At 65.8% G+C, this 25,660-nt stretch carries 21 protein-coding genes; 3 read left to right on the forward strand and 18 right to left on the reverse strand.

The annotated features are described in order from the left end of the window. From NM2_RS27710 to NM2_RS27740, 7 genes are all read right to left on the reverse strand, one after another. Nucleotides 1-1,230, reverse strand: coding sequence for a cytochrome P450 (locus tag NM2_RS27710; RefSeq protein ID WP_067674468.1), 1,230 nt, complete (start codon nt 1,228-1,230; stop codon nt 1-3). A 129-nt stretch (nt 1,231-1,359) separates the two neighbouring features. Beyond that, nucleotides 1,360-3,363 (reverse strand): oxidoreductase, encoded by a 2,004-nt coding sequence (locus NM2_RS27715; protein ID WP_067674470.1) that lies wholly within the window; start codon nt 3,361-3,363, stop codon nt 1,360-1,362. Beyond that, nucleotides 3,360-3,908 (reverse strand): nuclear transport factor 2 family protein, encoded by a 549-nt coding sequence (locus NM2_RS27720; protein WP_067674472.1) that lies wholly within the window; start codon nt 3,906-3,908, stop codon nt 3,360-3,362. The genes NM2_RS27715 and NM2_RS27720 overlap by 4 nt, the downstream gene beginning before the upstream one ends. Further along, the gene (locus NM2_RS27725) at nt 3,905-4,429 is read right to left on the reverse strand and encodes a nuclear transport factor 2 family protein (RefSeq protein ID WP_067674474.1); all 525 of its coding nucleotides are present in this window, start codon (nt 4,427-4,429) and stop codon (nt 3,905-3,907) included. Before NM2_RS27725 ends, NM2_RS27720 begins: the two co-directional genes overlap by 4 nt. A 14-nt stretch (nt 4,430-4,443) precedes the next feature. Next, nucleotides 4,444-5,457, reverse strand: coding sequence for an alpha-ketoacid dehydrogenase subunit beta (locus tag NM2_RS27730; RefSeq protein ID WP_067674534.1), 1,014 nt, complete (start codon nt 5,455-5,457; stop codon nt 4,444-4,446). Continuing rightward, nucleotides 5,454-6,476: a thiamine pyrophosphate-dependent dehydrogenase E1 component subunit alpha gene (locus NM2_RS27735; protein ID WP_067674475.1), complete on the reverse strand. Its 1,023-nt coding sequence runs from the start codon at nt 6,474-6,476 to the stop codon at nt 5,454-5,456. Before NM2_RS27735 ends, NM2_RS27730 begins: the two co-directional genes overlap by 4 nt. Before the next feature lie 105 nt (nt 6,477-6,581). Further along, nucleotides 6,582-7,013, reverse strand: coding sequence for a hypothetical protein (locus NM2_RS27740; protein WP_067674477.1), 432 nt, complete (start codon nt 7,011-7,013; stop codon nt 6,582-6,584). A gap of 272 nt (nt 7,014-7,285) precedes the next feature. Between NM2_RS27740 and NM2_RS27745 the strand changes: the two genes are divergently transcribed. Further along, nucleotides 7,286-8,941, forward strand: a complete 1,656-nt coding sequence (locus tag NM2_RS27745; protein WP_067674479.1) for a hypothetical protein — start codon at nt 7,286-7,288, stop codon at nt 8,939-8,941. A 61-nt stretch (nt 8,942-9,002) separates the two neighbouring features. Here NM2_RS27745 and NM2_RS27750 read toward each other — a convergent pair whose 3' ends face one another. The 4 genes from NM2_RS27750 to fabG form a co-directional block, all read right to left on the reverse strand. Continuing rightward, nucleotides 9,003-10,979 (reverse strand): acetoacetate--CoA ligase, encoded by a 1,977-nt coding sequence (locus NM2_RS27750; RefSeq protein WP_067674481.1) that lies wholly within the window; start codon nt 10,977-10,979, stop codon nt 9,003-9,005. 117 nt (nt 10,980-11,096) lie between these two features. Further along, a complete protein-coding gene (locus NM2_RS27755; protein WP_067674483.1) occupies nt 11,097-11,909 on the reverse strand; it encodes a mycofactocin-coupled SDR family oxidoreductase in 813 nt (270 codons plus the stop codon). A gap of 1 nt (nt 11,910) precedes the next feature. Next, complete coding sequence (locus tag NM2_RS27760) at nt 11,911-12,789, reverse strand: HTD2 family dehydratase (protein WP_067674485.1); 879 nt, start codon at nt 12,787-12,789, stop codon at nt 11,911-11,913. A 5-nt stretch (nt 12,790-12,794) separates the two neighbouring features. Continuing rightward, nucleotides 12,795-13,541 (reverse strand): 3-oxoacyl-ACP reductase FabG, encoded by a 747-nt coding sequence (fabG, locus tag NM2_RS27765; protein ID WP_084531617.1) that lies wholly within the window; start codon nt 13,539-13,541, stop codon nt 12,795-12,797. A gap of 214 nt (nt 13,542-13,755) precedes the next feature. Here fabG and NM2_RS27770 point away from each other — a divergent pair, with 214 nt between their 5' ends. Then, a complete protein-coding gene (locus NM2_RS27770; protein WP_067674489.1) occupies nt 13,756-14,991 on the forward strand; it encodes a cytochrome P450 in 1,236 nt (411 codons plus the stop codon). Nucleotides 14,992-15,069: 78 nt separating this feature from the next. Further along, nucleotides 15,070-16,296, forward strand: a complete 1,227-nt coding sequence (locus tag NM2_RS27775) for a biotin/lipoyl-containing protein (protein WP_067674491.1) — start codon at nt 15,070-15,072, stop codon at nt 16,294-16,296. Between the two features lie 67 nt (nt 16,297-16,363). On the opposite strand, the gene NM2_RS27780 is transcribed toward NM2_RS27775, so the two are convergent. The 7 genes from NM2_RS27780 to NM2_RS27810 form a co-directional block, all read right to left on the reverse strand. After that, nucleotides 16,364-17,380, reverse strand: coding sequence for a fumarylacetoacetate hydrolase family protein (locus tag NM2_RS27780; RefSeq protein ID WP_067674493.1), 1,017 nt, complete (start codon nt 17,378-17,380; stop codon nt 16,364-16,366). Between the two features lie 46 nt (nt 17,381-17,426). After that, a complete protein-coding gene (locus NM2_RS27785) occupies nt 17,427-18,185 on the reverse strand; it encodes an SDR family NAD(P)-dependent oxidoreductase (protein ID WP_067674495.1) in 759 nt (252 codons plus the stop codon). A gap of 95 nt (nt 18,186-18,280) precedes the next feature. Beyond that, on the reverse strand, nt 18,281-19,390 hold the full coding sequence (locus NM2_RS27790) for an NDMA-dependent alcohol dehydrogenase (RefSeq protein ID WP_067674497.1): 1,110 nt from the start codon (nt 19,388-19,390) through the stop codon (nt 18,281-18,283). Between the two features lie 43 nt (nt 19,391-19,433). Next, complete coding sequence (locus NM2_RS27795; protein WP_245718250.1) at nt 19,434-20,852, reverse strand: aldehyde dehydrogenase family protein; 1,419 nt, start codon at nt 20,850-20,852, stop codon at nt 19,434-19,436. 11 nt (nt 20,853-20,863) lie between these two features. After that, nucleotides 20,864-22,111 carry a cytochrome P450 gene (locus NM2_RS27800; RefSeq protein ID WP_084531619.1) on the reverse strand — a complete coding sequence of 416 codons (1,248 nt, stop codon included), beginning with the start codon at nt 22,109-22,111 and terminating at the stop codon, nt 20,864-20,866. Nucleotides 22,112-22,639: 528 nt separating this feature from the next. After that, nucleotides 22,640-23,287, reverse strand: a complete 648-nt coding sequence (locus NM2_RS27805; protein ID WP_067674499.1) for a hypothetical protein — start codon at nt 23,285-23,287, stop codon at nt 22,640-22,642. A 78-nt stretch (nt 23,288-23,365) separates the two neighbouring features. Next, nucleotides 23,366-25,312, reverse strand: coding sequence for an oxidoreductase (locus NM2_RS27810; RefSeq protein ID WP_067674540.1), 1,947 nt, complete (start codon nt 25,310-25,312; stop codon nt 23,366-23,368). Nucleotides 25,313-25,660 lie beyond the last annotated feature (348 nt).

Here is a 25,660-nt window from a genome sequence, read left to right on the forward strand (position 1 = left end):
TCACCGCAGGACGAGTTTCAGATCGCGCAGTGCGCGGACGGTCAGATTGGGAATGTGCTCGGAGGTATGCCCGGGAGCCCGGGTAATGCTGGTGGTGCGTTCCAGCAGCGCCTGCAGTGCGATGCGGGCCTCCGAGCGGGCCAGTTCGGCTCCGGAGCACAGGTGCGCGCCCATGCCGAAGGCCAAGTGCCGCTTCGCATCCCGTCGATCGTCGTCGAACACGGCCGCGTCCTCGAACATGGCGTCGTCGCGGTTGGCGGAGGCGATCATCAGCATGCATACCGTGTCGGCCGGGATCTCGACGCCACCGAGCACGGTGTCGCGGGTGGTGATCCGATGCACCAGCTTGATGGGCGACTCGGTGCGCAGGGTCTCCTCGACCACATCCTTGACCAGATACTCGTCGTGGCGAAGACGTTCGAGCAGTTCCGGGCGGTCGACGATCTCGTTCACCATAGAGCCGATCAGGCTGGTCGAGGATTCCGCCCCGGCCACCAGGAGCTGGGCGCAGATCAGCACGAGTTCGTTCTCGGTGGTCTCCTCCTCGGCGTTGACCAGGTCGGACAGGAAGTCGTCCCGCGGTTCGGCCCGGCGTGCGGCCAGCTCGCGGTAGAGGTACTGGTGGAAGTCGACCAGGTCTTTCGCGATCGAGATGTTCTCGTCCTCGGTCTCGCGGGGCTCACCGAAGCGCGCGACCTGGGCGTCGGCCCAGCGCTTCACATCCTGCTCGTGCTGCTCGTCCACGCCGAGGATGTGCCCGATCATGAGCACCGGCAGCCGCACGCAGAACTGTTTCCAGAAGTCCACCGGCTCACCGAAGGGCATCTCGTCGAGCAACCGGTGCACGACGTCGTGGATGTATTCATCGAGCTCGCGGACTCGGGTGTTGGTGAATCCGCGGCGGATCATCCGGCGGTGCTTGGCATGCACATCACCGTCGACGAAGGCCAGCGCGTCGGAATAAGGGCAGCCGTCCTTCAGGATCTCCTTGACCTGCGCGCTGTCCTCGTAGGGCGACATGCCGCCCTTGAAGCGCCGGCTGATCTGGTTCGAGAAGGTCTCGGTGTCACGGATCGCGGTGACGACATCGTCGTACCGGGTGACGATGGTGAAGCCCGCTCCCTCGGCGGTGTGGTGGATCGGCGCGCTCTCGCGCAGCGCCGACCAGAACTCGTAGGGTTCGGCCAGGGTTGCCGGATCCAGCAGTTTGAAATCATCAACCGAAGTCATGTCGATCCTTACAGATGTGGACAGGCGAAGCCGCCCGTGGACGCACCGATATCAGGCTCCCCCACCTGAACATAATTAGATTAGAGGAATTCTTATTGTGCTTCAAGCACTATTGGACCACAAACATGATTAGGATGAAGCGCTGACCTGTGCGGCCAGTGGTCGCCCCGGTCCGGGGACGAGGTCACCGGCCAGCTCGTATGCGTGATGGACGAGTTCTACCGCCAACCCTGGCGCGTCCGCGTCGCCCAGGAACAGGACTTCGGGAGCGCATTGCCGCCACGGTTCCGGATCGCGGGCGATCGCGGGTTCGAGCACGACGAGAACGTCCAGATCATCCACCGTCTGGCTGAATCCCTCGTGCCGGAAGCTCGCGCGTCGGCCGGTCACCTCGAGGTCCTTGGCCGAGGAGACGAGCCGGACGCGTTCGGGATCGAATTCCCGGGTCATCCAGCCGCGATTGAGGATGTCGAGCTTGCGTGCCACCGGGCCCTCGGTGTCGACGACCGTGACCTGCGCCGCGCCCTGCACCTCGTATCGGCGAGCCAGCAGCAACGCCACGTTGTGGTGGTCGCCGCGGTCGACGATGAGTACCCGGTTGCCTTCCGGCACTTCGAGATCCAGTGCCTGCTCGAGTCCCACGATGGGCATTCGGGCTTCGGGCAAGTCGGCCGCCACGGGTGCGTGCCGACTGGCACCGATCGCCACTACCACCTGGTCGTACCCGCTGAGATCGTCGGGACCCACCGAGTGCCCCAGTTCCACGCGAACGTTGTTGTGCCGCAGTTCGGTAGCGAGGACCTCGGTGAAGCGAGCCACCTCCTGACGTTCCGGCAGGGTCGCCGACCTGGCGAACATGCCGCCCAACTGGTCCGCAGCTTCGAAGAGGGTGACCTGATGTCCCCGGGCTGCCGCGGTCGAAGCGAATTGCATACCGGCGATCCCGCCACCGACCACCGCGATGTTCTTGGACAGCACCACCGGATCCGGCAGCGGCGTCGATTCCCGGCCCGCGCGCGGATTCACCAGGCAGCCGATCGGCAACCCCGACATCAGCTGTCCGCGGCAGCCCTGCACGCAGCCGATGCACTGCCGGATCTCCTCGGTGCGCCCCTGCATCGTCTTGGCCACGACGAACGGATCCGCGATGTGAGCGCGGGCCATATTGACCATGTCCGCGATTCCCGCGGAAATCGCCTGCTCGGCATCGGCGAGGGTGCGCACCCGGTGCGAGGCGAATACGGCGCAGTCCACCGTGCTGCGGACCCGGGCGACATCCGCGGCGAAGGGCAGCGTCGGTGTGCCCGCCGGGGGGACGACCATGAACGGAGTCGCGTGCTGTCCGGCGGTCACCGAGACGAACGACAGACCTTCCGCGGCCAGCGCGGCGGTGATGTCGAGGGCCTCGTCACGGTCCAGGCCGCCCGGAACCGTTTCGTAAGCCGTCACTCGTGCGCCCACGACCACGTCCGATCCGACGCGGTCGAGGATCGCGCGCACGACGCTGCGCGCGAACCGGAGCCGATTCTGCGGCGAGCCGCCCCACTGATCGGTGCGATGGTTACTCCACGGCGAGAGGAACTCCTCGATCAGATATCCATGCGCGCAGTGCAATTCGATGCCGTCGAAGCCGACGGCGATCATGTTCGCCGCGCTGTCGGCGAACGCCTCGATCAGCTCCAGGATCTCGGCGTTGCTCAACTCGTGCGCGGTGGTCGAGTGGGCGGGATCGGCCAGGGCCGAGGGCCCGACCGCGGGACGGCCCGTGAGCACCGGCTCCTGCTGCCGTCCGTTGTGCATCAGCTGGCAGAAGATCCGCCCGCCCTCGTCGTGCACCGCGCCGGTGAGCCTCTCGAAGCTCTCGCGGCCGTCCCGGCGCCAGGCGTCCATCATGAACGGGCCGCCGGTCGTGGGATGCACGTGCGTGCCCTCGGTGATCACCAAACCCGCACCGCCCCTGGCACGTTCGGCCATATAGGCCGCGTAGCGGGGACTGGGCAGGCCACCGGACTGGTAGTTCGTGCCGTGCGCGCCGACCAGGATTCGATTCCGCATGGTCAGCGAGCCGAGCGTCCACGGGGACAGGGTCAGCGGATACTGCGACTGCCCTGTCGTGTCGGGTGTCGAATTCACTGGGCATCACGCTCCGCGGCCGCGGCGGCGTAACCGGCGAAGTAAGTCTCGGGCCCCGTGCCGATGCCCAGCGCACCGGTGCCGAGCGGGGTCATCTTCCGGTACTTGATCCGCCATCCGTTCTCGGTCCGGACCAGGTCGTCGTTGTAGACGCCGACGTAGACGTAGTCGCACGGGCGGACCGCGCCCTGGTCGCGCGAGGCGCGCAGCCAGGTCCAGCACTGGGTGTAGGTCCGGGCCTTGGCCCGATCACCGTCCACCTCGATTTCGGTGTTGCTGATGAAATGCGCTGTGGCATCGAGGTTTTGCGACGACCGCGCGAACATCGACTCGATCGCGTCCCAGCCCTGGAAGGCCTGCCCGAACAGATTGTGATCGTCCGTGCCGTCCTCGGTGAAGATCTCCCGAATCCAGGCGGTGCCCTCGCGAGCGTCGCACAGATAGGTGTAGCGGGTCAGCAGCGCGAGGATCTCCTCCTTGTCCACCAGTCGCCGCACCGCGGCGGCATGATCGCTGTCCGGCGTCGTCGCTGGATCGACCGTCATGTGAAGTCCTCCTGATCGCCGCCCTCATCAGTGGGCGGTGGGTTGTAATCGGTGGGCCGCGCTCCGAATCCGGTGGCGCCGGTGCCGAGTGGTTCGATGATTCGCTCGCTGATCAGCCAGCCCTCATCGGTGCGCTCCAACCGGTCGACATAGATACCGGTGAACACCCAGTCCGCGGGCCGTACCGCGCCACGGTCCGCCGAGGCCCAAACCCACGTCCAGCCCGACACGTACGTGCGGGCACGCGCCACATCCCCATCGATCTCGATGATCGAGTTGGAGATGAAATGGGCGCTGCTGTCGGTCGTCTCGTTGGAGCGGCGGAACATGCTCTCGATCTCGTCGCGTCCGCGAAAGGCCCGTCCGTAGAGTCCGTGGTCGTCGACGGCGTCCTCGGTGAACGCCTCGCGCGCGATGGCCGCCGGTTGCCGGGCGTCGACCAGTCGGCAGTAACGGGCGAGCACCTCCTGTACGGCGCGGATGTCGTCGAGTCGCGAGAGCTGTTGCTCCAGTGTTTCCATGACGAACGCTCCCGCTATTTCCCGAACAGCTTCCGGGCCGACGCGGCGATGTCGGCGCCCATCGGGAGATAGCTCATATCGGGTGCGAACGGCATGGGCGCGTAGGGCGCGGCCACCCGCGCGATGGGCGCTGCCAGTTCCCCGAACAGCTCGTCGTAGATCTGGGTGGCGATCTCGGCGCCGGGACCGCAGAACTGGGTGGCGCCGTGTGTGATCACGACCCGCCGTGTCCGGGCGACCGAGGCCAGGACGGTCGGCATGTCCAGGGGAACGAGGCTGCGCAGGTCGATCACTTCGGCGTTGATGCCCTCGGCCTGGAGTTCCTCCGCCGCGGCCACCGCCTGGGGAACCTGCACACCGTAGGCGACGATCGTGACGTCGCTGCCCGGGCGGATGACCGACGCCTTCCCGAGTGGAACGAAGTGGTCACCGACCGGGACCTGCTGCTTGGGCGCGAACATCAAGGCCAGCGGCTGGACGAACAGGCAGGGGTCGTCGTCGGCGATGCAGCTGGCGAGCAGCCCTTTGGCATCCGCCGGATTCGACGGCATGACCACCTTCATGCCCGGGGTGTGCATGAACCAGGCTTCCAGCGACTGAGTGTGCTGCGCGCCGAAGCGACCGCCGGCGACGAAGGTGGTGATGGTGATCGGCACCGGCGTCTCGCCGCCGGACATGTAGCGCAATTTGGCGGCGTGATTCGCGATCTGGTCGGCGCAGACCGCGAGGAAATCGCAGAACATGATCTCGGCGATCGGCCGGTACCCCGCCAGCGAGGCGCCGATCGCCGCACCGATGATCGCCTGTTCCGCGATCGGTGTCGCGCGCACCCGATGCGGGCCGAATTCGGTCGACAGTCCCTTGGTGGTGCCGATGACGCCGCCGGGCGGATCCGCGACGTCTTCACCGAGTACCAGCACCCGGGGTTCGGCCGCGAGTGCCAGCGCCATGGCCGAACGCACGGCACGCTGGCAGTTCATCTCTTCGGTGGCGACGGCGATAGGGGTGACCAACTCGTTGACAGTCATGCGTTGGCCTTCCATTTCGTGCTGGTAGGGATGGCGGCGCGATCGGCGAACACATCGGTGAACAGTTCGTCGTCGGTCTGCGGGGGTGAATCGACGGCGGCCTGCATGGCGTCCTCGACCAGTGCGTGCACCCGCGCGTCGATCCGATCGAGTTCCTCGGCGCTCGCGCGCCCCGATTCGAGCAGCTTTCGGCGGAACTCCGGCGTCGGGTCGCGCTGCATCGCCGCGTCGAAGTCGTCCTTGGGCATGTATCCGCGATCCGACGCCGCGGAGTGCGGGCCGAGCCGGTAGGTGATCGCCTCGACGAACGCCGGACCCGCGCCGGAGCGGGCATGGTCCGCGGCCTCGCGCAACGCCCGCCAGGTCGAGAGCACATCGAAACCGTCCACCGCGATGCTGTGCATGCCGTAGGCGCGGGCGCGCTCGGCCAGGTCGGGGTTGCCGGCGTAGTCGGACAGCGCGGTGTGCTCACCCCACTGGTTGTTCTGGCACACGAACACGATCGGCAGCTTCCACAGCGCGGCCAGGTTCATCGCCTCGTGGAATGCGCCGATGGACGTGGCACCATCGCCGAAAGTGGTGGCGGCGATCTGCCCCTCGTCGTCCAACTGGGCGGCCAGTGCGAGGCCGACCGCGATCGGCACTCCTCCCCCGACGATGCCGCTGGTGGCCATCAGCCCGGCGCGCACATCCACCAGATGCATCGGACCACCCTTGCCCTTACTGGTGCCCAGTTTGCGCCCGTAGGACTCCGCGACCACGCGCTTCAGCGGCACGCCTTTGGCCACGGCATCGCCGAGGTTCCGGTAGGTCGACACCAGGTAGTCGGTCGGCTCGAGCACATCGCCCAGTGCCGCGCACACGCCTTCCAGACCGCGCACCGGATAGACGGCGGCATTCAACCGACCGGCTCGCACGGCGCCCACGGTCGCCGCCTCACCGAAGGTGATCGTCGCCATTGTCTCGTAGATATGGCACAGATCCGCCGGCATCGGACCGTCACCGATGTCCTCGTTCATGTCGCCTCCCAATCCTGATGTGCTCATAGGGCTTCGACGGCTCCGTTCCGGACCGTCCAGGTGTCGCTGTTGTGATCGCTCAGCCGCGACAATGCGCAGGCCGAATCACATCTTTCTCCCGCAGTTGTGCCGCGCCAGTACCAGCGGCGTGCGCTTACTCATCCCGAATCCCTGGGGAGCGCTCTGCCCTTGGGCGACCCGTAGTCGGTCGGACTCGCTGGTCAGCGCACCGTGCTCGACGGCGAGGAGATAGTGGGGCAGCCCGCTGGTGACACCGTGGATCCGGGCCAGCGCCAGGATCAGCAGCACTCGCCACGGCGGGTTGACCCCGACCTCCAGTGCCGGACCGACGGCCGCTTCGAGGAGTTCGGCGCGGCCGCGGTAGGCGAACGCGAGGTTGTCGGCGGCGTTCACCATCACATCCGCCCACAGGCGGTGGCTCGCTTCATCTTCGAGAAGCGAGCCGGATGGTTCCGGAATGAGCTCGGCGACCTCACGAGCAAGTTGCACAGCGGCATGAATGTCTGCATCGACCATTGACTCCCCCATTGGAGTTCCGAACGTGTTGTGCGATGTGGATCACGGTAGACGCGACATCCAAACTCGTCAAGTGACACAACTTACGAGTTCCTACGGATTAGCTGAAGAGGCGGCGGCGGTTGCCGCGAGATCGGTTCCCTGGCGGTCTTTGCGCAGACGGCAGTACGTACTACGACTCACTTCAAGGGCAGTGGACGCTATACACGTGAGTTACAATCAACATGCACACATGAACTAATGTCAGGTGACACACTTGACGAGAGGCTGTGATGACCGGAAACTCCGAACCGTCCATCGTGCTGTCCCTCGAGCAGCTGGCGCTGGCTCTGGGAGAGGCCAGCGCGGTTCCGCGAGGAGACCTGATCCGCGCCCTGGAACGGACAGCCGAGCGGTTGCGCATGGGCACGACCCGCCAGGAACAGCCTACGGACCTCGTCTCGCAGGCCGAGGCGGCTCGGTCGGTCGGCGTCACCCGGCAGTCGGTCAACCAATGGGTGCGGAAGGGAATCATCAGCTCCTACCGCACTACCGACGGTAACGGGCGCCGGGCGCCGTTGGTGTCACTTGCCGAAATCTCCATTGCCGCGAACCGGTGGCGAGCCGAACCCGTCGCCAGCGGTTTCCGCCCACAGCTGTCCAGCTTTCTCGAACTGCTCGCCGAGTCCCCGGATCTCGCGCCGACCACCGAGACGATATCGGCCGCGATCGACGAGGGTCCCGGCCCGCAGCATGAAGAGGACGCGGCTCATGTCCTGCGCGAGTTCCTGATCGCCGCGTCCGGCACCGAAGGACGTCAGCAGGAGTTCACCCAAACCGGCGTACAGATGCTGGGCGGGTTGCGTCCCGCGGTCACCATCGATGCCGATCACGGCTTCGGCCGCCTACTGGACGATATGGAACTGCTCATTCGCTCCAGCGACGGGAGCACAGGTTTCGACACCGCGTCGGCCGCCGTGCTCGGGCTGCTCGGCGCGGCGACGGTGGGAGCCCGGACCGAAGGCGAGGAATCCCGGTACGGCGATCACATCGCCCGCTGCGCGGAGGAGGTCTGGGGCGAGGACTGGGTGCGGCGACTGTTCGACGCGGCCTTTCATGCCGACGAACTCAACCCTCCCGCGGTCACCCGGTACACCGCGCCGCTGGTGTATCTGGGATGTAACCGGTTCATGCGCCAGGCACAGGCCGACGGCGTGAGCATCACCTATGCCGCATCGCCCGGGGCCATACTGCCCCAGAGCTATCACGGTGGGCCGGTGCTGTCCGAACTGCTCGCGGGACACCGTCACGCGGTGCCGCCGTGGCAGTTCGAGAAGGGCTCCGAGGCAGTCCGCACCGCGTTGCACCGCTCGACGAAGAGCCCGTTCCGGATCTTCAATTTCGAGTACGGATTGTTCGATGACTCGATCCACGGCGTCCGCCGGTACTGCTTCTCGATGGCCCGAGCACAGCAGGAATTGCGCAGCTTCGCCGAGCAACTCCCCCGCACGGAGCGAACCGCCTACTTCGAGTTGGCCGTCGAGACATTGGCGCGGGTCCTCGAGAAGCCGTATGTCGAAGTGGCGGCGGTCGAGCCGCCGAACCGCTTCGACTGGTGGAAGGACCATCTCATCCGCTGCTCACCGCGCGAAACCTTGATCGGGCTGCGCGGTGAGCGTGCCCGCAAGATCGCCCATGGGCTGCTGGTTCGCGCCACGTTTCTGCCGCAGGTGCTCGATTCGGGCGACGGGGACCTCGAACTGCGCGAACGACTGCGCGTCTACGTCAAGAACCTCAATTTCGATCTCACCGATGAACGCTATCGCGACGATCTGGCACGCGGCACCACCCGGCTGATCAAATCGGCTCTCGAAGATCTCAGCCGAGACGCCGCTTTGGCTCGGGCCGAGACGGAGGTCATCGCGATGACGGCCAGAACCTCGCCCTGACCTTCGCCCACCCGCGCCGGACCGGCGTGGAGTCGTGCAGTACGGACCGATTCTGTTGGTGTCACAGCGATTTCGCCGCGAAATCGACGAACGGTCGCAGAGCCGCCGGATTCTGCAGGGCTCCGAGGCTGACCGCGCTGTCCGGCGCGACGCCCGCCAGGATTCGTTTGACCGGCACCTCGCACTTCTTACCGTTGAGGGTGCGCGGAATATCGGGCACGACCACGAACCGGTCCGGGACGTGCCGGGGCGACAACTCGCTGCGCAGCAGCCCGCGTAGTTCCGGTTCGACGGATTCCAGCGAAATGCCGGGAGCGAGCACCAGAAAGCAGATCAGCTCGCCGGAGGAGTCGGCGTCCAATGCGGTGGTATCGATGACCAGAGCGCTTTCGACCTGCGGCAACGCCTCGACGACGGCATAGAAATCGGCCGTGCCCATGCGCACGCCACCACGGTTGAGCGTGGAATCCGAACGCCCGTAGATGACGAACGATCCTCGCTCGGTGGCCAGGATCCAGTCGCCGTGCCGCCAGAAACCCGGATATTCGGCGTAGTAGGCCTCTCGCATGCGCGAGCCGTCGGGATCGTTCCAGAAGTACACCGGCATCGACGGCATCGGTCGCGCGATGACCAGTTCTCCCACCTCGCCGACCAGGTCGTAGCCGAGATCGTCCCACGAACGCACATCCGCGCCCAGCGCCGCCACCGACAACTCCCCCTCCCACACCGGCACCGTGGGCGCGGAGCAGAGAAAAGCGGTGCACACATCGGTTCCGCCGGACACCGAGCAGATCTGGATCCGGTCGCCCACCGCATCCGCGATCCAGCGGAAGCCCTCGGGTGACAAAGGCGCGCCGGTGGATCCGAGCGCACGCATGCCGGACAGATCGTACGAGGTTCCCGGTCGCAATCCGGCCTTCAGGCACGACTGGATGAACGGCGCGGAGACGCCGAAAACGTTCACCTCGTGCCGGGATGCCAACGCCCACAACGCGTCCAGGTCCGGATAGCCCGGATTGCCGTCGAACAGGACTACGGTCGCACCGACGAGCAGGCCGCCGACGAGGAAATTCCACATCATCCAGCCGGTGGTGGTGAACCAGAAGAACCGATCGCCGGGCCCCAGGTCGTTCTGCAGTCCGAGCGCCTTCAAGTGCTCGAGCACTATCCCGCCGTGCGAGTGCACGATGCCTTTGGGCAGTCCCGTGGTCCCGGACGAGTACAGCACCCACAGCGGATGATCGAACGGCACGGGCTCGAAGCTCAACGGCCCGGTCTCGGCGATGAATTCGCTCCACGACTGCGTGTGCTCGAGCGTCGCCCGCGGGTCGAGGTAGGGAACCAGGACCGTGGCGTGCAGGCTCGGCAGCTGATTCCGGAGCGAGGTGACGGTCTCCCGGATGTCGAAACGCTTGCCGCCGTACACATACCCGTCCACCGCCAGCAGCACCGTCGGTTCGATCTGCACGAACCGGTCGTGCACGGCCCGTGCGCCGAAGTCGGGCGAGCACGACGACCACACCGCTCCCAGTGACGCGGCGGCAAGGAACGTGACCAGTGTTTCGACCGAGTTCGGCGCCAGGGCAGCGACTCGATCGCCTTTCCCGACTCCGGCCCGGATCAAGCCCAGACGCGCCCGTGCGACCAGATCTCGCAGTTCGGCATGGCTCACCGTCCAGGCCATCCCGTCCTCGCGGACGAATTCCACGGCGACGTCCTGCGCCTGCCGCGGCACTCGGGGCCTCAGCGCGTGTTCGGCATAATTGAGCGTCGATCCCGGAAACCACTCGGCGCCCGGCATCGCGGTCGAACCGAGCACCGAACTCGGCTGCTGATGGAAGATCACCCTGAAGTACTCCGCGATCGCGGACCAGAACCCATCGAGATCCCGCACCGACCAGTCGTGCAAGCCCTGGTAATCGTGTTCGGCGAACTCGATGCCCCGATGGTCGCGCAGCCATCGGGTGAACGTTGCGATCGCACTGTCGCGCGTCCGGTCCGGATCGGGTCGCCACATCGGCTCGGCTGATCGGTCCATCGATGTGTGTCCTTCCGGTTCACCCGCGCCGTATCGGAGCGGGATTCGAGCTGAACTCGAGAGCTTCTGCTTGTGCTGGAACGCTTTTCACGTTCGATGCGGGTGGGCGGAGGCCCGTCACCGCCGGTTGATATATCCCGCGTCCACGGGCAGGGTCACCCCGGTGACGTAACGTGCGGCATCGGAGACCAGCCAGGCGATCGCGTTGGAGACGTCGATCGGCTCGATCATGTCCACCGGCAGCGCGTTGCCGCCTCCGGACTGCGTACCGATGGACTCCAAGTACTCCTGCATCGCCGGGTTGACCACCATGGCGGTGCCGACCCCCGCCGGATGCACCGTGTTGACCCGAATACTGTGCGGTGCAAGCAAGTTCGCGTAGGCGCGCATCAACCCGACCACGCCGTGCTTGGAGGCCGCGTAGGCCAGTGCGCCGGGTTTGTCGGTCCCCACACCGGCCAGGCCCATCGTCGAACTCGTGATGACGATCGAGCCGCCGCCGCCCTGCGCGATCATCGCGGGAGCCACGGCCTGAAGGGTGTTCTGCACCCCGGTCAGGTTGACGTCGATGACATCGCGCCAGGCATCGGGGTGATCGCTGACCGACATGGGCGCTATCCCGGCATTGGCCAGTACGATGTCCAGCCGTCCGAGATGGTCGATTCCAGCGGTGAGCGCCTTACCGAGCCCATCCGCGTCGCGGACGTCCGCGACGGCCGTCCAGACTCGCCTGCCCAGGGCTTCGACCGCCTCGGCTGTCGACCGCAGGTCGTCCCGCGTCGCCATCGCGTAGGGTACCGATTCCAGCTGAGCGCAGATATCGATGCCGAGGACGTCCGCGCCTTCGGCGGCCAGGCGAAGAGCGTGACTACGCCCCTGACCGCGAGCGACGCCGGTGATGAACGCGACTTTCCCGTCCAGCGAACCCATTTCATCTCCTCCGGTCGACATCGATCTCGACGAGTGCACGCGGTCCCGCGTCCTCGCCACCGGGCCCGAACAGTGCGACGGACAGTCCCTGTGCTGTCGGCTGCGCCCGAAACCGCGCGGCCTGCCCGCAGAACAGCGGCGCTCGGTTGCGGTGACGCAGCCGTACCGGCCGACCGGGCCGGTCGCCCAGACGCTGGACCTCGGCCGCCGCGAGAGTCAGTAGCGGACCGTGTACGACCAGGCCCGGGTATCCCTCGACCCGGGTCGCATACGGCCAGTCGTAGTGAATGCGATGAGCGTTCGACGTCGCGCTCGAGAACCGCATGAGCAGAGTGGGGTCGGTGACGAAGTCCCAGGTGGTCTCGGACTCACGGCGGAATGGTCCGCCCGCCGGGGTCAGCACCGCTGCTTCGGCCGTCGGCGCGGCGGTATCGGTCGGCTGTCCGGCTTCCCGGTAGATGAGATCCTGTCGTTCTTCCACCGCGAGTTCACCGCCCTCCCGGTAGAGGTGGGTTTCGACCACGACCAGGACCAGTCGTCCGGACCGACCGGATTTCTCGGTCACCGACCGCACCCGGGTCACCCGGGCGACCGTTTCCCCGAGGTGAAGATCGTTGTGCCAGTTCACTTCTCCCCCTGCGAACATTCTGCGGGGAAGATCGATCGGGGGCAGGAACGTGCCACGCAGCGGATGTCCGTCGGCCCCGATCTGCGAGGACACCGGCCAGCGCGGCAACGCCACCCAATGCCACAGCCGCGGCAGGTCGTCGCCCGGTTCGGGAGCGGCGAGACCGTTGTCGAACAATGCGGCCAGCGCCGCGACCGGTCCCGGATCGACGGTCTCGACAGTGCTGATCGTGTGTGGCTCCCACTCCTGCATGGCCGTTACATGAACCTTCCGCCGGTCACTTCCAGCACGGTGCCGGTCATGTACGACGACAGGTCGGAGGCGAGAAACAATGCCACAGAGGCGATCTCGTCGACCTCGCCCGCGCGGCCCATCGGAATCTCGGCCATCTTCTGCTCCCACACCTTCTCCGGCATGGCTTCGGTCATGGGTGTGCGGATCAGGCCGGGCTGGATGGCATTCACCCGAATACCATGGTGCGCAACCTCTTTGGCCGCCGCCTTCGACAGCCCGACGATCCCGGCCTTGGCGGCGGAGTAGTTGGTCTGCCCAGCCAGCCCGACCTTGCCCGACAGCGACGAGAGATTGACGATCGCGCCACGCTTGCGCTCACGCATGATCGCCGCGGCCTTGCGGGTGCCGTTCCAGGTCCCCTTCAGGTGCACGGCGATGACCTGATCGAACTGTTCCTCGGTCATCGTCCGCATGGTCGCGTCGCGAGTGATGCCCGCGTTGTTCACCATGATGTCCACGGCCCCGAAACTGTCACGGGCGGCCTGGAGCAATGCGTCCATGTCCGCGGAATCGGTGACGTCGCAGCGGACGCCGACGGCCGCATCCGGGCCACCGAGCCGCTCGGCGGCCGCGGCCACCGCCGCGGCGTCCAGGTCACCGAGAACGACCCGGGCGCCCTCGTCGACGAAACGCGATGCGATCGCGTACCCGATCCCCTGCGCCGCACCGGTGATCACCGCGATTCGACTGCGCAGCAATGGTTGTGACACGTGAACTCCGTTTCGTCGGGGCAGACACCGGCCCGCTCGACTGCGACGCACCCCGCGGGCCTTACGAACAATATTAGACCATACAAGATTGGGAACGACACTCGTTGACTAACCTATATAGGTAATAATAGGGTCGGGTGTCGGCTCGTCCCTGCGGCCGACCCTCCTGCATCCCTGCTGCATGAGTAGAGTTGGCCGAGCTGAGGAGCCCTCCGTGGATCTGGCGACCTTCGATCCCGCGTCACCCGAAGTGCACCGTTGTCCCTTCCCCTGGTACGCGGCACTGCGCGAGGACGCCCCCGTATACCGGGAGCCGCGAACCGGCTGGTGGTTCGTCACGAGATGGCAGGACATCCGCACCGCGTTCGCCAGCCCCGATGTGCTGTCCTCGCGGGTGGGCAAGGTTCTTCGACCGGCCCAGGACGCGGATCTGGGAAAACGGATCGAGGAAATCCGGGCGGCCGGCTGGCCCGAGGTGCCGGTTCTGGTGAACGAGGACGCGCCACGCCACAAGCAGCAGCGCAAGCTCGTGCAGCAGGCCTTCACCGCCCGAAGGATCCGCGCCCTGCAGGACGATATCGACAGCACCGTTCGCGAGGTGGCCGACCGGCTGCCGGTCGGCCGGGAGTTCGACTTCGTCGCCGATTACGCCGTACCCGTTCCGGTATTGCTGATCGCGAAGGCGCTGGGCGTCCCGCCGGAGCGGATGGACGATTTCAAGCGGTGGTCGGACAATCGTGTTCGCATGATCGGCAGCACCCTGAGCAGGGAAGATCATCTGGAAATTGCACGCTCGGAGGTGGAGCGGCAGCAGTGGTTCGCCGCGGCGTTCGCCGAACGGCGCGCGCAGCCGCAGGACGATCTGATGACCGATCTGGCACTGGCACGGCTCGACGAGGACGGTGCGACGTTGAGCGACGAAGAGTTGCTCAGCATCGTCGGTCAGGTGCTCGCGGCCGGTAACGAGAGCACCACCAAGGTCCTGACCTATCTCGTGTACCAACTCGCCCAGCGACAGGACCTCTGGGAATGGCTGCGCGAGGATCCGGCCGGGCGGGCTCCCGCCGTGGTCGAGGAGGGCCTGCGGCTTGCCTCCCCGTTCCAGATTCTGCTCCGCCTCAGCACCGACGAGGTCGAGATCGGCGGTGTGACGATACCTCCGGATCAGATCGTCGCGCTGGTCACCGCGTCGGGCTGCCGGGACGAGACGACCTTTCCCGATCCCGACGAGTTCGATCCGCACCGCACCAATACCCGGGATCATCTCGCTTTCGGTTTCGGCCTGCACTTCTGCATCGGCGCCCATCTGGCCCGTACCGAGGCGATCGCCGCGATAACGGATCTCGCGTCCCGCTACCAGACGCTGAAACTCGGTGAGGGCAACACATTCGAATACGAATCCAGCTTCATCATCCGTGGATTACGACGGCTCGAGGTCACCGTCGGGTAAGCCGACGGCAGACCGGACCCTCACCGCCGCAACGGCATCCACAGATGACGATCACATGAGAAGGAGTACGAACAATCCATGTCCGTTCAGGTTCAGATGCCGGCCCTCGGGGAGAGCGTCACCGAGGGAACGATCCTGCAGTGGCTGAAGAACGAAGGGGAATCGGTCACCGAAGGTGAGTCGCTGCTCGAGGTCGCAACAGACAAGGTCGACACCGAGATCCCCAGCCCGGCCACGGGAGTCCTGCGCAAGATCATCGCCCGAACCGATGATGTCGTCGCCGTCGGCGGTGATCTCGCGTATATCGATGACGGTCCGGTGACCGCCGAACCGCCCGTATCAGCCGCCGCCCAGCCGGCGACGACCGTACCTTCCGCCTCGGCTCCTGCCCAGCCGGCGACGACCGAGAGCCCCGCGCCCACGGTCGCCGACACCGGTCGGACCGTACTGATCACCCCTGCCGTTCAAGCGCTGGCCGACAAGCACCGAATCACCCTGCACACCTTGTCGGGCAGCGGACCCGGCGGCAGGATTCGCGCCCAGGATGTTCTCGTCGCCGCCGGAGCCGGATCCTGGCAACCAGCCGCGCTGCGCAAGCCACAGCACCCGCGGCGCGACACACTCCCCGGAATTCGGCCTGTATCCGTTGCGTCACAAGAGATCTCGCCTGCTCGACGCACGGTTCACGGCATCGGATCCGCTCTGTCCACGCTGACCCTGCATCAGGAGATCGACGTCACGGGGCTGGTCCAACTGTGCGAGCAGCACGGAAACAGCTTCACCGCCAGGGAGCACACCGATCTGACGCCGCTCGCATTCGTGCTCCGCGCGACCGTCGAGGCACTGCGCAAGAACCCGTCGATCACCGGTGTGCGCGCATCAGCGGGACCGGTCCACCTGAAGATCGACACCGACGGCAATACCGAACAACCCACCGTCGTGGAGAACGCCGATCGGCTGAACCTCGCGGGCCTGGCCCGCGCCACCGCGACCGGCTACACCGCGAATCCCGAACCTGCGGAGACATTTTCGATCACCGCGGTGCAGGGCGCGGCCGGAGTACTCGTCGATATGCCGCCGCTGGCTGAGCGGGAAACCGCGAGCCTCGGCGTCGGCAGCGTCGTCCAGCGCCCCAGAATCGTCGCCGGGCCGCGTGGGGAGGACAGCATCTCGATCGGCTTCGTCGTCACGATCTCGCTGACCGCGGACGCACTACGAGTCGATCGCCGCACGGCAGGTTCCTTCCTCGGGGCGATCAAGGATCGGCTCGAGAAAGCGCAGTTCGAATCCGACCTGAACCGCTAGCCGACATCGGTCGGGCCCCGCACGAATAGTGCGGGGCCCGAACAACATCCGGATGATCTGCACGCAGCTACCCCATCGGTCTGCTACCGCGATCCCGACTGGACGGACCAGGTTCGTCGACAGGCTGCGGCATCGGTGGCAGTTCGTGCGCACGGAACAGGCGCGGCGACGAAGTGATCGGCTCCCGAATCGTGTTGCGCAGCACTCCGATTCCCTCGACCTCGAGTTCGACGACATCGCCCGGCTCGAGGTAGTGCGCGGGCTTTCCCAGCCGGATCGCCTCGCCGATCGAACACCCGCCGACGGTCCCGCTCGCGAGCAGATCCCCCGGAAGCAGCAAGCTGTCCTGCGAGGCGTGGGCGATGATGGTGTTCCAGGAGTGGTACTGGTCCTTCGCGTTGCTCTCGGCCCAGACCTGCCCGTTCACCCGAACCGTGCACTCCAGATGCAGCACGCCGTCGCGCAGATGCGGTGCCAATTCATCCGCGGTGACGACCACCGGGCCAACCGAACTCGCGAAATCCTTGCCCTTCGACGGTCCTAGCCCGTAAGCCATTTCGTCGGGCTGCAGATCCCGGGCGCTCCAATCATTGAAGATCGTGAAACCGAAAATGCCGGAATACGCGTCGTCGAGTGTGGCGTCGGCGACCTCCCGCCCGATGACGGCCGCGATCTCGAGTTCGTAGTCCAACCGCTCGGTCGCGGGCATCGCGACGAATCCGTCCTGGCCGACCAGGCGAGAGGTGTTGCTGTAGTAATAGATCGGCCGCCGATACCAGACCGGCGCCAGCGGGCGGGTAAAATTCCGCGTCGCATGTTCTTCGAAGGTGATGTGATCGCGGATGTTCGGCGGCCGCAGCACCGGCGACAACAGCGTCGGCTCGGTCACCGGAACCGAATTCCGAATCGCCCGATCGGAATCCACCGCATCACGCAGGCGATCGGCGGCGCCGAGCTCCAGCAATTCCTGGACATCGCGGATCACGTTTCCTTCCAGCAGTCGGGATGCGTCGTGCACCTCTTCCCCGACAACAACACCCAGGCGCGCGACGCTCGCATCCGACCCATAACTAACCAGCTTCACAACAAACCCTCACTGTGCATCGAATTCGACATGATCGGACAATTTCTCACATCGTGACCCCGCCGTCGGCGGTCAGAGTAGTTCCGGTCACGAAGGATGAATCGTCGGAAAGCAGATACGCCACCGTTCCGGCTATCTCCTCTGGATCGGATATCCGCCCCATTGGAATCCGCGCGACCACGGCGCGTTCGGTCTCGGGATTATCGGCGAGCAACGGGGCGCTCATCGGAGTGCGGATATGCCCGGGACACACCGCATTGACCCGGATTCCCTGAGCCGCATAATCGCGCGCCGCCGCCTTGGTCAAACCCACGACCGCATGCTTGGACGCCGCGTAGGCCGCGACACCGGGAATCTGCACCGCCACTCCGGCCGTCGAGGCGATATTCACGACCCGCCCCGAACCCTGTTCGGACATCCTGGCCAGTTCATATTTGAGACACAGGAATACGCCGCGAAGATTGATATTCACAACGGTGTCCCACAGATCCTCGTCGTATTCACCCAGCGGCATCGGCGGCGGCGAGATCCCGGCGTTGTTCACAGCGCCGTCGAGTGCCCCGTAATGCTGTACCGCACCCTCGACCAGGCCCCGGACCGCCGCGGCATCGGTGACGTCGGCGGGCGCGGCCAACGCCTCCCCACCCGCCGCGGTGATCTCCGCGGCGACGGCGGCCGTGCCCGCGACGTCCAAATCGGACACGACGACCGAACCTCCTTCGGAGGCCAGCCGCAGCGCGCATGCCCGGCCGAGCCCGCCCGCCGCGCCGGTGACGATGAACGTTCGATCGGTGAATCGTGCCACCTGGGGTGAACCTCCTGGTTCGTGAGAGATGAAGCGGGAGAAGCGGTCTCGTGATTCCGCGACTCCCGCTCCGCGGCGGTCGGACAGCGCCCGCGCTAGAACTCGATCAGGCCGCGCATGATCCGCCCGGCGAGCAGATCGTCGTAGCCTTCGTTGATCTGATCGAGCCGATATCGCTTGGTCACCAGCTCGGCCAGTTTGAGATCGCCCTTGCGGTACAGCTCGAGCAGGCGAGGCAGGTCGGCGTGCGGGTTACATCCGCCGTAGACGTTGCCGACGATTTCCTTCTGGCTGAACACCACGTCGACGAGAACGACGTCCGCGTTGGTCACATTCGGGTTCGCGGTCGAGGTCAGGCAGGCCCGGCCGCCCTTGCGGGTGAGCAACATCAGCGGCATGAGCATGTCACCGGTCAGCAGGCTCGCGGTCATGATCGTGCGATCGGCCATGACGCCGCGGGTCAGCTCCTGAACCAGTGGCATGGCTTCTTCCATGGACGCCACCGAATGCGTCGCACCCAGCAATTCGGCCTGCTCCCGCCGGAAAGGAACGGGATCCACGGCCACGATGTGCTGCGCACCGGCGATCCGGGCACCCTGAACGGCACTGGATCCCACCCCGCCGGTGCCGACCACGACCACGGTGTCACCGGGCTCGACCTTCGCCTGATTGACCGCGGCGCCGTAACCGGTCGCGACACCACAGCCGACCAGCGAGGCCAGATCCAACGGCAGGTCGTCGTCGATCTTCACGCACGAGTCCTGGTGCACGACCGTGTACGGGCTGAAGGTGCCCAGCAGGGAGACCGAGGCAAGTCCTTGTCCGCGTGCGTGTTTGCGGGGTTTGCCGTCGACGATGGGCATGCCGTCCATGATTTTCGCCCCGTAGTCACACAGCATCGACTTCCCGGAGGCACACCACCGGCAGTGCCCGCAGGCGGGCATGAACGTGAGCAGGACGTGGTCCCCCGGCTTCAGGCGGGTGACACCCGCGCCCACCTCTTCGACGATCCCGGCGCCCTCGTGCCCGCCGACGATGGGCAGCCCGGTCGGCAGATCCCCTTTCACCGCGTGATCGTCGGAGTGGCACAGCCCGCTGGCGGCGAGCTTGACCCGAACCTCACCCGGCTGCGGATCATCGAGTTCGATGTCCTCGATCTCCCATTTCGTCCCGACCTCCCACAGGACGGCCGCTTGTGTCTTCACTCATTTCCCTTTCGAGATCGGCGCGCACCGGTGCGACGCCGGGTCATGCCTTCGCCAGGTTGACGACGTGCATCTGGGTGTAGTCGTGCAATCCGTGCAGACCGCCTTCCACGCCGATGCCGCTCCACCGCGCTCCACCGAACGGATGGTTGGGCATCGCCGCGGCATGGCAGTTGAGCCAGATGGTGCCGCTGGTCATGGCACCAGCCACCTGTTGCAGGCGGTCGTGGTCCTGCCCCCATACCGAGGAGCCGAGTCCGAACGGGCCCGAGGTCGCCTTGGCGACGGCCTCGTCCAGAGTCCGATAGGGAATGACGGGCAGCACAGGACCGAACTGTTCCTCGTCGACCACCCGAACACCGTTGTCGACACCGGCGAGAATGGTCGGCCGCAGGAAATACCCGCGATCGCCGACTCGTTGTCCGCCGGACACAACCTGGGCACCGGCGTTGCGGGCGTCGCCGAGCAGTCCCAGCACCCGCTCGAACTGCGGTTTGTTCTGCACCGGGCCGAGCACCGTGCCGGGGTCCTTGCCATCACCGACGGCCACGCCGTCCGCGATCGCGGCGAGCGCCGCGACCACCTGGTCGCGCAGGGCCTCGGGGACGTACACCCGCTTGACCGCTCCGCAGACCTGGCCGTTGTTGGCGAACGCGGACCAGAACAATTTCTCCGCGATGGCATCGACGTCGACGTCCTCGAGCAAGATCGCCGGGTCGTTGCCGCCCAGTTCCAGCGTGATTCGCTTCAAATCGTCGGCCGCGGCGCGGGCGACCGCTTTGCCGGTCGCCACGGAACCGGTGACGCTCACCTTCGCCGCGAGGGGGTGAGTGGACATCATCGCGCCGAGTTCGTCGCCACCGGACACGACGTTCAGCACCCCGGGCGGCAGGACCTCGGCGAGAACCTCGCCCAGCCGCAGCGTCGCCAAGGGTGTGTAAGGCGAGGGCTTGAGGACCATGGTGTTACCGGCTCGCAGTCCGGGCCCCATCTTCCAAGCAGCCAGTGCGAGTGGGAAATTCCACGGGGTGATCGCCGCGACAACCCCCAGGGGCCGCCTCGTGGCGACCACTGTCGCGTATTCATCGTCCTGAATCGGCTGTTCCCGAGGGACGTCGAGATCGGCGTAATAGCGCAACCACAGTGCGGTCGCCCCGATCTCGACATGTGAATCGCTGATCGACTTGCCCTGCTCCGCGGTGAGCAGTGGCGCGATATCGCCCGCCGCTTCATCGAGCCGGTTCGCGGCGGCGTGCAGCGCGGCGCGGCGCGCGTCGTCGTCGGCCGCCCATCCCGGCTGCGCGGCCGAGGCGGTCTCGAATGCCTCGTCGAGTTGCTGCCGGGCACACATGGGTGCCTGAGCGAAGGCGGTTTCGGTCGCCGGGTTGATGACGGGGACGCTTTCGGTGGTCGTTACCGACCGTCCGCCGATCGTCATGTGCGCCTGGGCCGTTCGTGTCATCTTTGTGCCCCTCAGACCGCGGTGCTCAGCTGATCGGTCGACTTGGCCGTCGGGGTGAACCGCATCGGCATGCTGCGCGGACCGACGATCACCGGGCAGATCCGGGGATCTTCCGGAAGCCACCGGGCCTCTCCCGCTCGCTCGATATCGGGGAGCCGGCGCAGCAGTTCGCGCAGCATGACCTGAAGTTCCTGACGCGCGAGATGTGCGCCCATGCAGAAGTGCCGACCGGCGCCGAATCCGAGATGGGGGTTCTGGCGGCGGGTGATGTCGAAGGTGTTCGGATTGTCGAACACACGTGGGTCGCGGTTGGCCGCACCGTAGAACATGACGACCTTGTCGCCCTGCTTGATCGCCTGACCGGCGATCTCGGTGTCCTTCGTCGCGGTGCGACGCTGGTACACGATAGGCGCGCAGAAGCGCAGGATCTCCTCGACGGCCTGCGGGATCAGCGAGGGGTCGCGCTGCAGGAGTTCACGCTGCTCGGGGAAGTCGCACAGCGCTTCCATTCCCGCGCCGAAAACGTTGCGGGTGGTGTCGTTCCCGGCGTCGGCGTACACCAGGAAGTCCAGCGCGAACTGCGGGTAATCCACCGGGCAGCCGTTGTACTCGCCGTTCGCGAAACGGGTGACGACATCGTTGCGCGGGCAGCTCTTACGGTCCTCGTAGATGGACAGCGCCACCGCCGCCATCTCGCCCATCGCCTGCGCGCCTTCGCCGTCTTCGAGACTTCCCGAGCCGTTGATCCGCTCGGCGATGCGATAGACCTCGTCCATCTGCTCGCGGGGCAACCCCATCACCTCTGCGGTGACGTACTGTGCCAGCGGGCCGGACACGTCCCTGGCCAGATCGCATTCGCCTTTCTCGCAGATGTCATCGATGATCTCGGCGACCACCCGTTCCAGATGCGGCGCGAAGCTCCGGACACCCGGCGGCGTGATCTCCTGCTGCATGAACCGCCGATGGTCGGAGTGCTCCGGCGGATCTTGGAAGATCACGCTCTTGTGCACGCCATCGCCGTGCAGGTTGCCGTCGTGCAGCATCGACGTCGGCTCGGAGGAGAAGGTCAGCGAATCCGCCTCGACCGCCTTGATGTCACTGTGCCGAGTGATCGCCCAGAATCCCGGTCCGTCGAAGTAGTCCCTACTCCACGACACCGGTTCGTTCTCCTGTAGCCACAGCAGCTTCTCGTAGGGCTGCCCCTTGAACGGGGCCTCGCCGACATAGTCATCGATGTTGAACAGATAGCGGTCGTCCATGGTGACTCTCTCGTGAGGGAGATGACGGGAGCACCGGCCTCGATCGGCTCGGGTTCCGTTGCTGGGCAGGCGTTTCCATTCGCGGTGGCCCGGCCACCCTCGATCGCCTGCAGATCGTCACGAGCTAAGCCGCAATGATCATAATAGGCATCCTAAATTATGTAACGCGGGTTACACAAGAGGATTCTTGACATGATTGTCGCGAGGCCGAAAGACGATACGGGACAAGCGAGTCGGCTGCAGACGGCGCACATTCGAACGTCGGTTGATCAGGTTGCGGAGCCGCACGACTCGGCGCACACGCTCGAGTACGGGGGCTGGAGAAGATGAAACGACCGCATGCCGACTGCGCTGCCACGCGGTCGACGGGCTCGCGTCGACGAGACCGCACGCCCGCAGCCGTGTCATGCGTGTGGGAGAGAACGGCAGCGAAAAATAGGTCAGGACAGCAGGATCAAGTTCCGGATCGAGACCACGGGCCACCCGGAAAACCAGCTGTCCGGTCCGGTGGAAGCCCTGGCCGGTACATCAACTCGCGCGCTCGACGGACTCGGCGTGCTCCGCGTCCTGCAACTGCGCGAGCGCCACGCGCAGAGCGTCCGGCATCTCGGAATCACCAGCATTGTCCTCGCGCACGTAGAGCGCGACCAAGGCATTGAGCCGACGCCGCGAGGACTCGAGTCGAGCGGCATATTCATCGCGCTCGGCCTGGAGCCGATCACGCTGCGCGACCAGAGCGCGGTTCGGTGCGGTCGTGTCGGCCTGATTCGCCACGAGAACTCGCGTCAGTTCGCGCAGCAGCGCACGAGCGAGCTCGTCGTAGTCGATATCGAGCTGAGCCGTGGCCGCGGGTATCACCGGCTCCTGCGCGGAACGCGGCTGCTGCGAACGGGACTGCTTGGACGGCCGGACCCGCTTGCGCGGGCCTGCCGATTCCCGTGGAAGCTCGTCGGCAGAGATCGAATACGTCCGTTTGCCGCGGATCTCGCGCACGATCTCGCCGGCGTCGTCCATCGCGGTGATCAACTGTATGAATGCGACGGCGCTGCCCTCGTAGCCGACGGCCTCGCGCAGTAGCGTTGTCGCACCGCCGTTCTCGTCACAGACGGGTCCGTGTTCGTCCAGGTACGTCCTGATCCGCGCACGAGCGGTCGTATCCTTCTCACGATTTGCCACTGTTCAACCCTCCCATTCCTGGTGCGCCTAATACTGTACCTTAATAGGTTTCTGCCCGGCCAAGTGCTGCTTCGTCGTTCAGATCTCCCGGCCCGCTCGATCGCCGTCGTGGATGGCGCGCATCAGGGTATGGAAGCCGGCGGCATCACCGATCATGCGCACTTCGCCGGTGAAGTCGTCGAGGTAGTCCAGAAGATCACGATTGGGCTCGGGAAGTCCCACGAAGAACACCGAGTCCGCCGCGAACGTGCTGTCCACTCCACCACCGCGCACTATCACCTCGCCGGTCCTGATCTCCTGCAAGCGGGAGCGCGGGACGAGCCGTACCCGGGCTTCGACCAGCCGCCTCAGCGTCGGCCCGACGGTGCTCACCCGCGCGGCGAGTCGCTCGCCGAAGGAGTCGAACGGAGTAACGAACACCACCTCGACCTGCCGAGCGACGAGTTCGTCCGCCACGGCCAGCGCATCGTATTCACCCAGGTCATCGAATACCACGGCCGTCCCACGCACATTCGACAGCTTCTTCGATTCGAACAAGGCCCGCCCGCTGTATACATGCGGCAGGCCGAAGCCCGCGACCGGTGTCGCCGGACGCATGAGCTGCACGCCGGTGGAATTCGCCTCCGAGCCGGTGGCCAGCACCAGGACGTCGGGCTGCTCCGCCGCGACGACGTCCGGGTCCACGGGCGTGTTGACCCGCACTCGAACTCCCAGTCGGCGCAGCTCGTCCGCCTGCCACATGGTGATCGCCTTGAAATCACTGCGGAACGGCGCCGATGCCACGAGATTGACCTGCCCACCCAGCTCGCGACGCATCTCGTAGAGCGAGACATGGTGACCACGCGCCGCGGCGCAGCGGGCCGCCTCCATTCCGGCGGGCCCGCCACCCACCACGAGCACCTTGCGTGGGCTGGCAGCCGGGATGGTTTCGGGCGCCGGACGCTCCCGCTCGTGCCCTGCGGACGGATTGACCGTACATGCGAAGGTGCCGCTCAGCGTGCTGCCGATACACGAGACCGCACCGATGCACGGACGGATCTGTTCGGTCCGGTCTTCGACGGATTTGGTCACGATCTCCGGATCGGCGATCAGGCCACGAACCATCGACACCATGTCGGCGATCCCGGATTCGACGATCCGGTTGGCTTCGTCCATCGTCATGATCCGACCGGTGACTATGGTCGGAACCGATACGGCCTCGGTCACTACGCGACTCTGATCCAGTTGATACCCCATGGGCATATCGGCCGGACCAGCGATCATGTCCGGACGCCAGTAGCCGCCCAGGGACACGTTCAGGTAATCGATCCGGTCCTCGAGTGCTCGGGCGATCTGCGCGGCCTCTTCCGGGACGATCCCGTTCTCGACGTATTCGTTGCTCGACAAGCGGAGTCCGACAGTGAAGTCGTCCGTCACCTCGGCGCGCACCGCATCGAGGATTTCCGCGGCGAATCGCGTCCGATTCTCCAGTGACCCACCGTATTCGTCCGTGCGGAAGTTCGTCGCCCGCGAGAGGAACTGCGTGATCAGATAACCGTTCGCGCCGTGGATCTCCACTCCGTCCGCACCGGCGGCCCGGATCCGCCGGGCCGCATCGGCGAAACAGGACACCATCTCGTCGATCATCGTCTTGGTCATGGCGATCGGGATGATGCCCGTCGTCACACCGGGTACACCACTGGGTGACCACGGCGGACCGCCGAGCATGTTCGGCTTGATCGCCCCACCATGCCAGATCTGAACGACGATGTTCATGCCGTGCGCATGCACGGCTTCGACGATGGCTCGCAGGCCTGGGACCACTCGATCTTCGTGAGTGGGCACCACGGTCGGATTGCTCGGATGCACCCCTCCGATGCCCATGATCGCCAGTGCCACACCGCCTTTGGCCCGCGCGACGTGGTAGTCCACTTGGCCACCACCGTCATCGCTCCAGGGCAGCAGCACACCGTGCGCGGTCCGCACGATTCGACTGCGCAGCTGCATCCCTCCGACGTGCAAAGGGGTGAGAGCGGCACCTTGCATCGAGATCACCCTTCACTGGCACGCTGCGGCTCGGGATCCGTGGTGGGACGGGCCTCGGACGCAGACCTGCAATCATGTTTCCGGCTGTTCCAATCATGTTCAGAACAGAGCAGAAGACTATTACGATCACCTTCTTTGGGTCAAGACACCTGTTCAACAGGGGTGGTCAGCGGCCATCATGTAAACATGATTTGATCGGCCAGCGACCGAACCACTTCCGGAAAGCCACAAGATTTGCGTTACCCGCGAAACGGTCCACCGCACAAGGACGGAGATGCGCTGACTGCCGACTGATCGACGCAACGGGCATCTCGAATTCTCCTATCCCGCCGTGGTACCGATACGATC

The organism is Nocardia miyunensis NBRC 108239 (assembly GCF_001613065.1).
Taxonomy (GTDB): Bacteria; Actinomycetota; Actinomycetes; order Mycobacteriales; family Mycobacteriaceae; genus Nocardia; species Nocardia miyunensis.